13 protein-coding genes are annotated in these 13,172 nt (G+C 69.5%); 8 read left to right on the top strand and 5 right to left on the bottom strand.

Annotation, left to right across the window (positions count from 1 at the left end):
- The first annotated feature begins 25 nt into the window (after positions 1–25).
- Together paaZ and ABIE24_RS03710 are read left to right on the top strand one after the other, a co-directional pair.
- Entirely contained in the window at positions 26–2,083 is a 2,058-nt protein-coding gene (gene paaZ / locus ABIE24_RS03715; protein ID WP_354496941.1) for a phenylacetic acid degradation bifunctional protein PaaZ, read from the top strand.
- A 244-nt stretch (positions 2,084–2,327) separates the two neighbouring features.
- Complete coding sequence (locus tag ABIE24_RS03710) at positions 2,328–2,711, top strand: DUF1801 domain-containing protein (RefSeq protein WP_354496939.1); 384 nt, start codon at positions 2,328–2,330, stop codon at positions 2,709–2,711.
- 314 nt (positions 2,712–3,025) lie between these two features.
- Here the strand turns inward: ABIE24_RS03710 and ABIE24_RS03705 are convergent, their stop codons facing one another.
- From ABIE24_RS03705 to paaI, 3 genes are read right to left on the bottom strand one after another with little or no spacing between them, the layout of a single operon-like run.
- Positions 3,026–3,700 (bottom strand): TetR/AcrR family transcriptional regulator, encoded by a 675-nt coding sequence (locus tag ABIE24_RS03705; protein WP_354496937.1) that lies wholly within the window; start codon positions 3,698–3,700, stop codon positions 3,026–3,028.
- Positions 3,701–3,732: 32 nt separating this feature from the next.
- Complete coding sequence (paaK, locus tag ABIE24_RS03700) at positions 3,733–5,052, bottom strand: phenylacetate--CoA ligase PaaK (RefSeq protein ID WP_354496935.1); 1,320 nt, start codon at positions 5,050–5,052, stop codon at positions 3,733–3,735.
- A 15-nt stretch (positions 5,053–5,067) separates the two neighbouring features.
- On the bottom strand, positions 5,068–5,493 hold the full coding sequence (gene paaI / locus ABIE24_RS03695; protein ID WP_354496933.1) for a hydroxyphenylacetyl-CoA thioesterase PaaI: 426 nt from the start codon (positions 5,491–5,493) through the stop codon (positions 5,068–5,070).
- 128 nt (positions 5,494–5,621) lie between these two features.
- Between paaI and paaA the strand changes: the two genes are divergently transcribed.
- From paaA to ABIE24_RS03665, 6 genes are read left to right on the top strand one after another with little or no spacing between them, the layout of a single operon-like run.
- Positions 5,622–6,596 carry a 1,2-phenylacetyl-CoA epoxidase subunit PaaA gene (gene paaA / locus ABIE24_RS03690; protein ID WP_354496931.1) on the top strand — a complete coding sequence of 325 codons (975 nt, stop codon included), beginning with the start codon at positions 5,622–5,624 and terminating at the stop codon, positions 6,594–6,596.
- Positions 6,593–6,901: a 1,2-phenylacetyl-CoA epoxidase subunit PaaB gene (paaB, locus tag ABIE24_RS03685; protein ID WP_354496929.1), complete on the top strand. Its 309-nt coding sequence runs from the start codon at positions 6,593–6,595 to the stop codon at positions 6,899–6,901. The genes paaA and paaB overlap by 4 nt, the downstream gene beginning before the upstream one ends.
- Entirely contained in the window at positions 6,898–7,716 is an 819-nt protein-coding gene (gene paaC, locus ABIE24_RS03680) for a 1,2-phenylacetyl-CoA epoxidase subunit PaaC (protein ID WP_502916233.1), read from the top strand. The genes paaB and paaC overlap by 4 nt, the downstream gene beginning before the upstream one ends.
- A complete protein-coding gene (gene paaD / locus ABIE24_RS03675; protein ID WP_354496928.1) occupies positions 7,710–8,237 on the top strand; it encodes a 1,2-phenylacetyl-CoA epoxidase subunit PaaD in 528 nt (175 codons plus the stop codon). The genes paaC and paaD overlap by 7 nt, the downstream gene beginning before the upstream one ends.
- A gap of 2 nt (positions 8,238–8,239) precedes the next feature.
- Positions 8,240–9,355: a 1,2-phenylacetyl-CoA epoxidase subunit PaaE gene (paaE, locus tag ABIE24_RS03670; RefSeq protein ID WP_354496926.1), complete on the top strand. Its 1,116-nt coding sequence runs from the start codon at positions 8,240–8,242 to the stop codon at positions 9,353–9,355.
- Between the two features lie 18 nt (positions 9,356–9,373).
- Positions 9,374–10,144 carry an enoyl-CoA hydratase/isomerase family protein gene (locus ABIE24_RS03665; protein WP_354496925.1) on the top strand — a complete coding sequence of 257 codons (771 nt, stop codon included), beginning with the start codon at positions 9,374–9,376 and terminating at the stop codon, positions 10,142–10,144.
- A gap of 405 nt (positions 10,145–10,549) precedes the next feature.
- Here the strand turns inward: ABIE24_RS03665 and ABIE24_RS03660 are convergent, their stop codons facing one another.
- Together ABIE24_RS03660 and ABIE24_RS03655 are read right to left on the bottom strand one after the other, a co-directional pair.
- Positions 10,550–11,257 carry an ABC transporter ATP-binding protein gene (locus ABIE24_RS03660; protein ID WP_354496923.1) on the bottom strand — a complete coding sequence of 236 codons (708 nt, stop codon included), beginning with the start codon at positions 11,255–11,257 and terminating at the stop codon, positions 10,550–10,552.
- Complete coding sequence (locus tag ABIE24_RS03655; RefSeq protein WP_354496921.1) at positions 11,254–13,170, bottom strand: branched-chain amino acid ABC transporter ATP-binding protein/permease; 1,917 nt, start codon at positions 13,168–13,170, stop codon at positions 11,254–11,256. The genes ABIE24_RS03660 and ABIE24_RS03655 overlap by 4 nt, the downstream gene beginning before the upstream one ends.
- Between the last annotated feature and the right edge of the window lie 2 nt (positions 13,171–13,172).

Genomic DNA, 13,172 nt, shown 5'->3' with positions numbered 1-13,172 from the left:
ACCCTCGTTTCCTCCTGGAGGCACCATGACCGACATCCTGCCCAGCTACATCTCCGGGAGCTGGTGGACCCCCGAGGACACAACGGATGCCGTCGAAGTCACCGACGCGTCGACCGGCAAGGTCCTGGCCCGGGTGTCCACCGCCGGACTCGACCTCTCCTCAGCCCTCGAGTACGCGCGGACGGTGGGGCAGGCATCCCTCGGCACTCTGACCTTCCACCAGCGAGCCGTCCTGCTGAAACAGATGGCCCAGGCGCTGACCGAGCGGAAGGCGGAGCTGTACGAGATCTCCAGCCGGACCGGCGCGACGAAGGCGGACTCGTGGGTCGACATCGACGGCGGCATCGGCGTTCTCTTCACCTATTCGTCGAAGGGCAGGCGTGAGCTGCCGAACACCGTCGTCTACCCTGACGGCCCGGTGGAGTCGCTCTCGAAGGACGGCTCTTTCCTCGGCAGGCACATATACACCCGGCTGCCAGGCGTCGCCGTGCAGGTCAACGCCTTCAACTTCCCGGTCTGGGGTGCGCTCGAGAAGTTCGCACCCGCATTCCTCGCCGGCATGCCCACCCTCATCAAACCGGCCACCCCGACCGGGTACCTGACCGAGGCCCTCGTCCGCATCCTGATCGACTCGGGGCTGGTGCCCGACGGGGCGCTGTCGCTCGTCTCGGGCAGTGTGCCGAACCTGCTCGACGCGCTGCGGCTCGGCGACCTCGTCGCGTTCACCGGGTCGGCCTCGACGGCCGAGACCCTGCGCTCCCATGAGAACGTCCGGGTCGGCGGGGTTCGCTTCACGACCGAGACCGACTCGATCAACGCGTCCATCCTGGGAACGGATGCGACGGAAGGCACCCCCGAATTCGATGCCTACGTCAAGCAACTCGTCACCGAGATGACGAGCAAGAGCGGGCAGAAATGCACGAGCATCCGCCGTGCCCTCGTGCCGATGGGCCTCGTGGACCCGGTGATCTCCGCCGTCCGGGCACGCATCGGAGAACGGGTCGTGCTCGGCGATCCGCGGGCGGACGGCGTGACGATGGGTCCGCTCGTGTCCCTCGGCCAGCGCGATGAGGTGCTCAGCCAGGTCGCCAAACTCGTCGACGCCGGCGGCCGCATCGTCGTCGGGTCGACGGACGCCCCGAGCGTCCGTCTCGCCGACGGCAGCGACCGGGTCGCCGAGGAAGGCGCGTTCGTCGAACCGCTGCTTCTCCACTTCGAGGACGGCAACGCGGATGCCGCGCACACCGTCGAGGCGTTCGGTCCGGTCTCGAGCGTGATCGGGTACGACGGCATCCCCGACGCCGTCCGGCTCGTCACCCTCGGCGGCGGCTCCCTCGTCACGAGCCTGGCCACCCACGACCCCGCGGTCGCCACCGAAGTGATGACGGGGATCGCGGCGATGAACGGCCGCGTGCTGCTCCTCGACCGGGATGACGCCCGCTCCTCGACGGGGCACGGCTCCCCCGTTCCCCACCTCGTGCACGGCGGCCCGGGCCGGGCCGGCGGCGGCGAGGAGCTCGGCGGGATCCGCGCCGTCCTGCACCACATGCAGCGAACCGCGATCCAGGGCTCACCCGACATGCTGACGGCGATCACCGGGATCTGGCACGCGGGCGCGGCCGCGAACCCGACCGGCGGGCATCCGTTCCGCAAGAGCCTCGCCGAGCTCCGGATCGGGGACCAGGTGCTCTCGGCCGAACGCACGATCACGATAGAGGACATCAGCCACTTCGCCGAGTTCACCGGCGACACGTTCTACGCCCACACCGACGAGGAAGCGGCGGCGGCGAACCCGTTCTTCCCCGGCCGGGTGGCGCACGGGTACCTCCTGGTGTCGTGGGCGGCCGGCCTGTTCGTCGACCCCGACCCGGGGCCCGTGCTTGCGAACTACGGGCTGGAGAACCTGCGGTTCGTGACGCCGGTGTCGCCGGGCGACAGCATCCGGGTGGCTCTCACGGCGAAGCAGATCACCCCGCGGGAGACCGACGAGTACGGCGAGGTGCGCTGGGATGCCGTGATCTCGAACCAGAGGGACGAGCTGGTCGCCAGCTACGACGTGCTCACCCTCGTGGCGAAGGAGTAGCGGGCGGGGTCGGCTGCCTGCTGGGGGCGCCCCGCGCGGGTGTTGCAGCGGTGCGCGGGTGAAAATGCACCCGCCCACGGCCAACGGACCCGCGCGTGCTCCTGGCCCCGAGCCAGGGGGCTGCCCGGACGGTCATGGACAGGGAGCCTCCCGGCCACTAGCTTCGGACCATGACTGACAACGCCGCCCGGACCAGGGCTCCGTATTCGAGAGAGATGGTCGCACTCCCGATGGGCCTCTGACGATGAGCCGGGAAGAGACCGACACCTACCTCGCCCGGAGCAGCCAGCCACTGAAGGGTGCGCTGCGGGACCTGTGCGACCTCATCCGCGCCGTCGACCCGCGCATCGACGAGAGCATCAAGTGGAACGCGCCGAGCTTCTCGATCGACGACCACTTCGCGACGACCGGCTTCTCTCCGGCCGGCGCGCTCCGGCTCGTGCTCCACACCGGTGCGGCGAAGCGGGCGGTTCCTCTCGTGCTCGACATCGAGGATGCCGGGCTGCCGTTCGCGTGGAAGGGCACCGACCGCGCCGTGCTCACCTTCACGTCGGAGGAGGACGTGCACGACCGGGCCGATGCGCTCCGTTCGGTGCTCCGGCAGTGGATCGCGCAAACGCAGCGCTGACGCCGGCAACGCCGGCCGAACTCGGGCGGCGCGGGTCCAGTTGCGCTGCGCGCGTGAAACCGCACCCGCGCGCGCCGAAAACACCCGCGCCGGTGGCCAACGCCGCCGGCGACCGGAGCGCTGAGGGGTGCGTGTAGCGGGTAGCGGGTAGCGGATCACGCACGCTCGGCCTCCTCACCCGCGCTCGCGCGGGTCCGTTTGCGCTGCGCGCGTGAAACCGCACCCGCGCGCGGCGAAAACACCCGCGCGACGTGAAGCCAGTCCCCGTGAACGCGCGATCGCCGGAAGCCCCGGGCACCCGAGCGGCCAGCGGGTCAGCCGACGAGGTCGCCCGCGGGACGGGACGGAGGCATCCGCAGCCCGTCGAGGGCGACGGCGAGCACGTCGTCCGCCAGTTGTTCGGTGCTCTCCGGGCCTCCCGGCCGGTACCATTCGACGATCGAGTTGATCATGCCGAACAGCAGCCGGGTGACGATCCGCGGGTCGATGTCGCTGCGCAGCGAGCCCTCATCGCGGGCCTCAACGACGAGCGCGGTGACGAACCGGTCGAAGGCCCGCCGGCGGGCGAGGGCGTCGCGCTCCACGTCGGTGTTGCCGTGGACGCGCAGAAGGAGCGTCACGTACGACAGGTTGTTCACGAGCACGACCACGGCGCCGCGCAGCACGAAGGCGAGCCGGTCGGCCGCCCGCCCGTGCAGGGCTTCCGGAGCGGTGAGCACACCCTCCAGCGCGGTGAGCGCCTCGTCCAGGGCGAGCCGGAGCAAATCGCCCTTCGACGGGAAGTGGTGGTAGATCGCGGACTTGCTCAGCCCGAGCCGCGCGGCAAGCACACCCATCGAGGTCGCGTCGTAGCCGTGCTCGATGAACGCGGCCACCGCGATGTCGAGCACCTGGCGCTGGTCGTATCCCGGACGGCCACGCTTCGGCTCGTCCGGCAGAGACGACGAAACGGATGCCGGCGCGGCAGCGGGTTCGGGGGAAGATGGCATGTCGGACAAGTCTGCCACGGGCGGAAGGCTGGTCACCGCAGGTCGTACAGTCGCTTGAGCTTGCCGGCGCTGCGTTCGAGGGAGCCGGGTTCCTCGAGCTGCACCCGGACGGTGGTGCCGATCTGCACCTTGATCCGCTCCGCCAGCAACGGAGCCGCGCGATCCCGCGCCGCGGCATCCGCATCCGGGCGCGGTTCGATGCGGACGAGGAGGTCGTCCATCCGGCCGCGCCGGGACAGTTCGAGGAGGAAGTGGGGCGAGAGGGCGTCGATCCCGAGCGCGATCTCCTCGATCTGCGTCGGGAACAGGTTCACCCCGCGGAGGATGATCATGTCGTCGTTCCGCCCGGTGATCTTCTCCATCCGCCGCATCCCGGGACGCGCCGAACCGGGGCGGAGGGTGGTCAGGTCGCGGGTGCGGTACCGGATCACCGGGAACGCCTGCTTGGTGAGCGAGGTGAAGACCAGCTCACCGGCCTGCCCGTCGGGCAGCGCCGCCCCGGATTCGGAGTCGATCACCTCGGGCAGGAAGTGGTCCTCCCAGAGGTGCGGCCCGTCCTTGGTTTCGATGCACTCGTTGCCGACACCCGGCCCCATCACCTCACTGAGCCCGTAGATGTCGAGGGCGTCGATGTCGAGCCGCTCCTCGAGTTCCTCGCGCATCTGGTTCGTCCACGGCTCCGCTCCGAGCACGCCGGCCTTGAGCGACGTCGTGCGCGGGTCGATGCCCTGCTCGATCATGCAGTCGACGATCGTCAGCAGGTAGGTGGGCGTGCACAGGATGACGTCCGGTTCGAAGTCGACGATCAGCTGAACCTGGCGGGCCGTCTGCCCGCCGGACATCGGAATGACGGTCGCACCGAGCTCTTCGATCCCGGCGTGCGCGCCGAGCCCGCCCGTGAACAGCCCGTACCCGTAGGCGTTGTGCACTTTCATCCCGGGGCGGACTCCGGATGCCCTCAGGGAGCGTGCGACCAGTTTCGCCCAGTTCCGGAGGTCCTCCGTCGTGTAGCCGACGACGGTGGGACGGCCGGTCGTGCCCGACGACGCGTGGACGCGCGCGACCCGGTCCATCGGCACGGCGAACATGCCGAAGGGGTAACTGGCGCGGAGGTCGTCCTTGGTGGTGAACGGCAACAGCCGGATGTCACTCAACTCACGGATGTCGCCCGGCTGCACCCCGAGCTCCTCGAACTTTCTGCGGTAAGCGGGCACGTTCTCCCAGGCGTGGCGAACGGTCCACTGGAGCCGGGACAGCTGCAGCGCCTGAAGCTCGTCGCGCGACATCCGCTCCTCGGCGTCGAGCTCGGTCTCGGAGGGAGCCGAGAAGTGTGCTTTCGTTCCAGTGGCCATGGTTGCTCCCGGGTGTCAGGCGGTCGGGCGGTCGGGGACGGCGCGATTGGTGGTGAGGCTCCTGCCGCGGAACTCGGCGACGATGTGCTCGCCATCCGAGACCTGCACGTCGTAGATGCCGCTGCGGCCGCTTCGGGTGCGGGTGACCGCGGTGGCGGTCAGCGTCTGGCCGAGCGTGGTCGCGCGGAGGAACACGATGTCGGCACCCGCAGCGAGGGTGACCCGTTCGTCCTCGTTACAGGCGATGGCGAACGCCGTGTCGGCGAGCGCGAACACCATCCCGCCGTGGGTGACGTCGAACCCGTTCAGCATGTCTTCGCGGATCGTCATCGAGACGACCGCATGCCCCGGATCGTCGCGGTGGACGACCATCCCGAGGGCGGCGGATGCCCGATCCCGCGCCATCATGGCGCGCACTCCGAGTTCGGGGGACCCTGTCATCTGGAACCTCGGCAATCTCGACTGTGAGCGCTCAGCTGCTGCAGCGATCGACATTGCCGCCGCAACGTCGACCAGTATATACTAAGTGAACGATCGTTCAGTAATGCGGGGTGCGAAGGAGTCCGGGAATGAGCCAGGCCGAGTTGACGCTGCCCGAAACGGACGAGGCACAGGAACGCTACTTCCAGGAGCTCCTCGACCGGGACTCGCGGATCGAGCCACGCGACTGGATGCCGGAGGCGTACCGCAAATCGCTCATCCGGCAGATCTCCCAGCACGGCCATTCGGAGATCATCGGCATGCAGCCGGAGGCGAACTGGATCACCCGCGCGCCGAGCCTCAAACGCAAGGCGATCCTGATGGCCAAAGTCCAGGACGAGGCGGGGCACGGGCTGTACCTCTATTCCGCCGCCCAGACGCTCGGCATCAGCCGCGACGAAATGGCCGAGCAGCTGATCGCCGGCAAGGCCAGGTACTCCTCGATCTTCAACTACCCCGCCCTCACCTGGGCCGACATGGGAGCGATCGGCTGGCTCGTCGACGGCGCCGCGATCTGCAACCAGGTGCCCCTCTGCCGGGCATCGTACGGCCCGTACGGGCGCGCGATGGTGAGGATCTGCAAGGAGGAGTCGTTCCACCAGCGCCAGGGCTTCGAGATCCTGCTCGAGCTGTCGAACGGCACCGCAGCGCAGAAGGAGATGGCGCAGGATGCCGTGAACCGCTGGTACTGGCCGAGCCTGATGATGTTCGGGCCGCCCGACAACGACTCCCCCAACTCGGCGCAGTCGATGGCGTGGAAGATCAAGCGCTTCTCGAACGACGACCTGCGCCAGCGGTTCGTCGACATGATCGTGCCGCAGGCCGAGGTTCTCGGCCTCTCCCTCCCCGATTCCCTGCTGGCGTGGAATGAACAGCGCGGGCACTACGACATGGGCGAGATCGACTGGACCGAATTCCACGAGGTGCTCGCCGGCCGCGGCCCGTGCAACGCGCAGCGGATGCAGCGCCGGCGGGCCGCCCACGAGGACGGCCGGTGGGTCCGCGAAGCGGCCGCCGCCTACGCCGAGAAGCAGGCCATGGCATCCCTCGAGGCGGCGTCATGACCACCCCGGGGGAACGCGACATCACCGACACCTGGCCGCTCTGGGAGGTGTTCGTCCGGCCGAGCCGCGGCTTGTCCCACGTGCATGTCGGGTCGCTGCACGCGCCTGACGAGACGATGGCGGTGCGCAACGCCCGCGACCTCTACACCCGCCGCAACGAGGGTGTCTCGGTCTGGGTCGTTCGGGCTGCCGACATCACGACGAGCGACCCGGATGCCAAGGGCGCCTTCTTCGAGTCCCCCGCGGGTAAGAACTACCGGCACGCCTCGTATTACACAAAATCAGAGGGCGTGAAGCACCTGTGAACGACGAGAAACACGGACACGTCGACGTTGAGACGGTGACGCTCAGCGAGGAGATCGTCGACCGGGCCTCCGTCGCATCCGCCGATGTCGCCGAGTACGCGACCTGGCTCGGCGACGACGCGCTGATCCTGGCGCAGCAGCTCGGCTGGTGGATCTCGCGTGCCCCCGAGCTCGAGGAGGACATCGCGCTCGGCAACATCGCCTTGGACCTGATCGGGCATGCCCGGTCGCTGCTGCACTACGCCGGGACGGCGAGCGGGCGGAGCGAGGACGACCTGGCCTACTTCCGCGACGAACCCGAGTTCCGGTGCGTCCACCTCGTCGAGCAGCCCAACGGTGACTTCGCCCACACCATCGTCAGGCAGCTCCTGATCAGCGTCTACCTGTTCGAGCTCTACCGGCGGCTGGCCGGGTCGGCGGACCCGACGCTCGCGGCCATCGCCGGCAAGGCGGTGAAGGAGGTCGATTACCACCGCGACCATGCCTCCCAGTGGATCCTCCGGCTCGCGCTCGGCACCGAGGAATCCCGCGCCCGCCTCCTCGTTGCGCTGAACGACCTGTGGCCGTACATCGACGAACTGTTCCAGGACGAACCGCTCCACGATGCCCTCCCCGGCATCGCCATCCGGCCGTCGGAGCTGCGGGGAGCCTTCGACCGGGTACTCGCCGACCTGTTCGCTGAGGCGCAGCTCGACGAGCCGCGCACGCCCATCGCCACCGGCGGCGGCAGGCGCGGACAGCACTCCGAATACCTCGGCTACCTCCTCACCGAGATGCAGGTCCTCGCGCGCAGGCATCCGGGGGCGACATGGTGACCATCAGAACGGCAACGGCGCCGCGACGTTCCCCCGAGGCGCAGGCCGCGGCGTGGGCGACAGCCGCGACCGTCGTCGACCCGGAGATCCCTGTGCTCACCATCGAGGACCTCGGTGTGCTCCGGGAGGTGCGTGTGAGCGGTCGGGCCGTCTCGGTCGTCCTGACCCCCACCTACTCCGGCTGCCCGGCGATCGAGGCCATGCGTGACGACGTCGTCGCCGCCCTGACCCGGGACGGCTGGGGCCCGGTCAGCGTGGACTTCGCCCTCTCCCCTGCGTGGACTACCGACTGGATGTCCGAGGAGGGCAAGGCGAAACTGCGGGCATACGGGATCGCCGCGCCGAACGGGCACGCGCCCGCCCGCGACGCCGGTCCGGTGCGCGTGCAGCTGTCGGTGAAGTGCCCGCGGTGCTCCTCGCTGCGCACCCGTGAGCTGGCCCGCTTCGGGTCGACCTCGTGCAAGGCACTGTACGAGTGCCTGGACTGCCTCGAGCCCTTCGACTATTTCAAGGTCCTCTGACGATGGCCGCGAAAAACCTCGGCGCGACGAAGCACCGGGGCCGGTTCCATCCCCTCACCGTCTCGGCGATCCGACCGCTCACCGCCGACAGCGTCGAAGTCACCTTCGCGGTGCCCCCCGAGCTGCACGGATCGTTCGACTACCTGCCCGGGCAGCACGTCGCGCTGCGGGCGACCGTCGACGGGCACGAGCTCCGCCGCAGCTATTCGATCTGCCGGCCACCGACGACCGGCAGCATCAGCGTCGCCATCAAACGGGACCTCGGCGGGGTGTTCTCCAGCTGGGCAAACGAGTCCCTCCGCGTCGGCGACCGCATCGACGTGATGAGCCCGCAGGGCACCTTCACCGTTCCGCTCGACGACCTCGACGACAGGCACCTCGCCGGCATCGCGGCCGGTTCCGGCATCACCCCGCTGATGTCCCTCGCCCACACGGTCCTCGCCGCCAGCGAGACGTCCCGGTTCACGCTCGTCTACACGAACCGCACGGTGCTCGATGTGATGTTCCTCGAGGAACTCGCGGACCTCAAGGACCGGTACCCGGCCCGGCTCGCGCTGCACCACGTGCTGAGCCGGGAGCAGCGTTCGTCACCGCTCCTGTCCGGCCGGATCGACGACGAGAAGCTCGACACCATCCTGCACTCCCTCCTCCGGCCGGAGTTCGTCGACGAGTGGTTCCTCTGCGGCCCGTTCGACCTGGTCGAACTCTGCCGGGTGGCTCTGGAGCGCGCCGGAGTCGACCCCGGCGCCGTGCACTTCGAACTGTTCACCACCGGCGACCCGATCCAGGCGCAGGGCGACCGGGGCCGCCCCGTGGTCACGAACCCCGGCGACGCCACCGTCAGCATCGAGTTCACCCTCGACGGGCAGACGGCGACGGTGTCAACGCCCGTCCACGCGAACGAGAGCATCCTCAACGCCGCGCTGCGGGTCCGGCCGGATGTTCCGTTCGCCTGCGCGGGCGGCGTGTGCGGCACCTGCCGGGCGCGGCTGGTGGCCGGGAACGTCACGATGACCGAGAACTACGCCCTCGAACCCGACGAGCTCGAACGCGGGTACATCCTCACCTGCCAGTCCCACCCCACCACCGAGACCGTCGTGGTGGACTACGACGTCTGACACCCGGAAGGATCCGTCATGATCGACCTCGCCCTCGACGCCGACGTCGCCTACGTCACGCTGAACGCGCCCGCGAAGCTCAACGCGCTGGATGCCGACGCGCTCCGTGATCTGGATGCCGCGTACGCGCGCGCCGAGAAGGCGGGCGTGCGCGCGCTGGTGCTGCGCGGGGAGGGCAGGGCGTTCTGCGCCGGCCGGGACATCTCCGGCGTCGACCCGCGGACCGATGACGTCGCCGGCTACCTGGACGGACTGGTCACGCCGCTGCTGCAGCGGATGAGCGACTTTCCGGCCCCCACCTTCGCGGCCGCCCACGGGGCCTGCCTCGGTGTGGGCCTCGGCCTGCTGATCGCGACCGACGTGGTCTATGTCGCCGACACGGCGAAGATCGGCTCGCCGTTCGCGGCCCTCGGCGCCACCCTCGACTCGGGCGGGCACGCGCTCTTCACCGAACGGCTCGGGGCGCACAAGACCCTGGACCTGATCTACACCGGGCGCCTGATGTCCGGGACGGAAGCTGTCGAGTCCGGTCTGTTCAGCCGGGTGTTCCCGGCCGACGAGGTGCGTGCGGCCACGGAGGCGGCCACGGTCGCCGCCTCGACCGGGGCGACGCGGGCGTTCCTGGCCAGCAAGGCGCTCGTCGCCGAGCTGCGCGACCAGCGCCTCGGGCTGTGGGCGTCGATGACGCACGAGAACGCCGCCCAGGCGGCCCTCTGCGACACCCCCGACTACCGGGAGGGCTTCGCCGCGTTCCAGGAGAAGCGGGCCCCCACCTTCACCGGCCGCTGAGCCCGGATGCCACCGCCGTCGTCACAGGCGTTTGGGTTGCCGCTGCACGTCTCACGCGGGTCTATTCGCGACGCGCGGGTGCAATTTCGCCCGCGTGGGCCCGTCGCACCCGCGCGAGCCGTCCGCGCAGGCTGTCCGTGGCATCGGGTTTGCTCCAGCAGCGATTTGCCGTTCCGCCGTCTGGGGACGCTGGTAGCGAGGCCGCGCCGGTCTCTTTGCAGCACGCCGGTGTCACCGCACCCGCGCCGGACAAGACGACCCGCGCAGAGCCCGAGCAGGGCCGGAACCGAGCGACTCAGGCGTTCACGTCGACGACGGTTCGCCCTCGAACACTCCGCGAGTTGCTACCTTTGCGGGGGTCCGCGCGGCTGGGAACCACCCCAACTTCAGCAATTCGCGTGGGGGTCAAGCCGCGGCATGGCCGAGGTAGGCGTTCCGCACCTCGGGCAGTTCGACGAGCTCGCCCGGGGTGCCCTCGAGGACCACCCGGCCGCGTTGCATCACGACCGCCCGGTCGGCGATCCCGAACGAGGCGCGCACGTTCTGCTCGACCAGGAGCACCGCCATCTTCTTCTCGACCTTGAGCCGGGCGAGCACCTCCATGATCTCGGCCACCACCTTCGGTGCGAGGCCGATCGACGGCTCGTCGAGCATCATTACGGTCGGGGATGCCATCAGGCCGCGCCCGATCGCGACCATCTGCTGTTCGCCACCGGAGAGGGTCCCTGCGGCCTGCGCCAGCCGGGTCATGAGCCGGGGAAAGAGCTCGAGCACGGCATCGAGGTCGCCCTTACCGCCTTTCGACCACGCCCCGAGCATCAGGTTGTCCCGCACCGAGAGGGTGGGGAAGCACAGCCGGTTCTCGGGCACGTGGGTGAGCCCGAACCCGGCCATCCGTTCAGCCGCCCGGCCCGTGATCACCCGGTCGTCGATCCGGACCGAGCCGGCGCTCGGCCGGATCAGGCCGCTGACGGCGCGGAGCAGCGTCGTCTTTCCCGCGCCGTTCGAACCGACGACGGCGAGGATCTCCCCATTCTGCACACTCAGCGAGACGTCGTGCAGCACGGCCAGCTGGCCGTAGCCGGCGTCGAGGTTCGCCACAGAGAGGGTCATACCAGCTCCTCGAGTTCGGATTCCGCTTTCTTCACGTCGGTGCCGAGGTACGCGACCATGACCGCCGGGTCGTTCCGCACCGCCTCCGGTTTTCCGTGGGCGATCAGCACGCCGTCGTCGAGGACGGCGACCGAGTCGGCGAGCGACATCACCTGACCGACGTCATGCTCGACCAGCACGATGGTCAGCCCGGCGTCGCGCAGCGCGCGCAACAGGTCGGCGAGCATGTCGCGCTCCTGCCCGCTGAGCCCCGCCATCGGCTCGTCGAGCAACAGCACCGCCGGCTCGGAGGAGAGGGCGCGGCAGACTTCCATCATCCGCTGGCGGCCGAACGGCAGCGAACCGGCCGCGACATCCGCGGCATCCGTCAACCGCATCGACGAGAGGATGTCGGACGCGGTGCGCCGGTTCGCGTGCTGCTCCGTCCCCTGCAGCCCGAGCATGCCGCGGAGGATGCCGGCTTTCCCGAGACGGTACCGCCCCATGTAGACGTTGCCGACGACATCCGTCGAGGTGAACACCTGCAGGTTCTGGAAGGTTCGGGTGAGGCCGCGGAGCGCTGAGACGTGCGGTTTCCTGCCGGCGATCTGCTGCCCGAGGAACGTCACCGTGCCGGAGCTGGGGCTGAGGGCGCCGGAGATGATGTTGAAACAGGTGGTCTTGCCTGCCCCGTTGGGTCCGATCAGGCCGAGGATCTCTCCGGCGGGCACGGTGAGGTTCACCGCGTCGAGGGCGACGACGCCTCCGTAGCGTTTGGTGAGCCCGGACACCTCCAGGATCGTCTCCCCCCGGGGAACCGGCGAGCTCACCCGGGGAAGCTGGGCGACAGGTTCATCGGAAGCGGCCACCTCCGCTGCGCCGGTGTCGCCGGCTGCCCGCCCACGCCTGAGGCGCTTGCGCGCGGCATCCCAGAGGCCGATCACGACCTGGTGCAGCCCGCCGGGCAGCAGGAGGATCACGAGGATGAGCACGAGGCCGAAGCCGACGAGCTGCACTTCGCCGGTGGCGCCGGGGATGAGGATCGGGATGAGGTCGCGGAGCCCTTCGCCGAGCAGCTCGATCAGGACGGCTCCGGCGAGCGCGCCCCAGACGGATGCCAGCCCGCCGATCACCACCATGAGGAGCAGTTCGACGGAGAGGTGGAACTCGGCCACCTGCGGGCTCACGATGCCGACCTGGTAGGCGTAGAAGACTCCGCCGAGCCCGGCGAACCCGGCCGAGAGAACGAACACCTTGAGCCGGAGGGCGTACGTGTTGACGCCCAGGGACTCGGCGGCGAGTTCGGAATCGTTCACGGCCGACAGCGCGCGCCCCGCCCGGCTGCGGGTGAGGTTGATGGCGAGCACCAGCCCGACGATCACGAACGGGGAGACGAACCAGAAGAAGTAACCGTTGTTGCTGATGGGGATGCCGAACACCTCCGGACGCGGAATCCCGTAGATGCCCGTGGTGCGCCCGGTGAAATCCCACTCGCGCACGGCGATCGCGACGATGAAACCGAGCCCCAGGGTGGCGAGCGCGAGGAAGTGGCCCCTGAGCCGCATCAGCGGAAGGCCCACGAGGAGGGCGACGAGCATCGCACCGGCAACGCCGATGACGGCGGCGACCGGGCCGGGCAGGTCGAACGTCGTCAGTAGGATGGCGTGCGTGTACGCGCCGATGGCGAAGAAGGCGGCCTGGCCGAGGCTCACCTGCCCGGCGAGGCCCATCAGCAGGCTCAGGCCGATCGCCGGCAGCGCGAAGATCATGGCGAACACCGCCACGTTCATGAGCGAGGACGACACGACGAACGGGATGATCACGATGGCGACGACGAGGGCGGCCACGCCGAGGATCGTCCCCCGGTTCCTGGTCCAGTACCCGCCGGCGAGATGCGCGTCGCTGACGAAAGCCGTTTCGGTGGGAAGCGCCATGG

Source organism: Mycetocola sp. 2940 (genome assembly GCF_040548835.1).
Classification (GTDB): Bacteria; Actinomycetota; Actinomycetes; order Actinomycetales; family Microbacteriaceae; genus Mycetocola_A.
This window is presented reverse-complemented; position numbering and strand designations above follow the sequence as displayed.

Excerpts from the sequence above, each read along its gene's own strand:
- paaE (WP_354496926.1), top strand. The coding sequence starts at position 8,240 with ATGGCCGCGAAAAACCTCGGCGCGACGAAGCACCGGGGCCGGTTCCAT.
- ABIE24_RS03710 (WP_354496939.1), top strand. The coding sequence starts at position 2,328 with ATGAGCCGGGAAGAGACCGACACCTACCTCGCCCGGAGCAGCCAGCCA.
- ABIE24_RS03705 (WP_354496937.1), bottom strand. The coding sequence starts at position 3,700 with ATGCCATCTTCCCCCGAACCCGCTGCCGCGCCGGCATCCGTTTCGTCG.
- paaB (WP_354496929.1), top strand. The coding sequence starts at position 6,593 with ATGACCACCCCGGGGGAACGCGACATCACCGACACCTGGCCGCTCTGG.
- paaD (WP_354496928.1), top strand. The coding sequence starts at position 7,710 with ATGGTGACCATCAGAACGGCAACGGCGCCGCGACGTTCCCCCGAGGCG.
- paaK (WP_354496935.1), bottom strand. The coding sequence starts at position 5,052 with ATGGCCACTGGAACGAAAGCACACTTCTCGGCTCCCTCCGAGACCGAG.
- paaZ (WP_354496941.1), top strand. The coding sequence starts at position 26 with ATGACCGACATCCTGCCCAGCTACATCTCCGGGAGCTGGTGGACCCCC.
- ABIE24_RS03665 (WP_354496925.1), top strand. The coding sequence starts at position 9,374 with ATGATCGACCTCGCCCTCGACGCCGACGTCGCCTACGTCACGCTGAAC.
- ABIE24_RS03660 (WP_354496923.1), bottom strand. The coding sequence starts at position 11,257 with ATGACCCTCTCTGTGGCGAACCTCGACGCCGGCTACGGCCAGCTGGCC.
- paaA (WP_354496931.1), top strand. The coding sequence starts at position 5,622 with ATGAGCCAGGCCGAGTTGACGCTGCCCGAAACGGACGAGGCACAGGAA.
- ABIE24_RS03655 (WP_354496921.1), bottom strand. The coding sequence starts at position 13,170 with ATGGCGCTTCCCACCGAAACGGCTTTCGTCAGCGACGCGCATCTCGCC.
- paaI (WP_354496933.1), bottom strand. The coding sequence starts at position 5,493 with ATGACAGGGTCCCCCGAACTCGGAGTGCGCGCCATGATGGCGCGGGAT.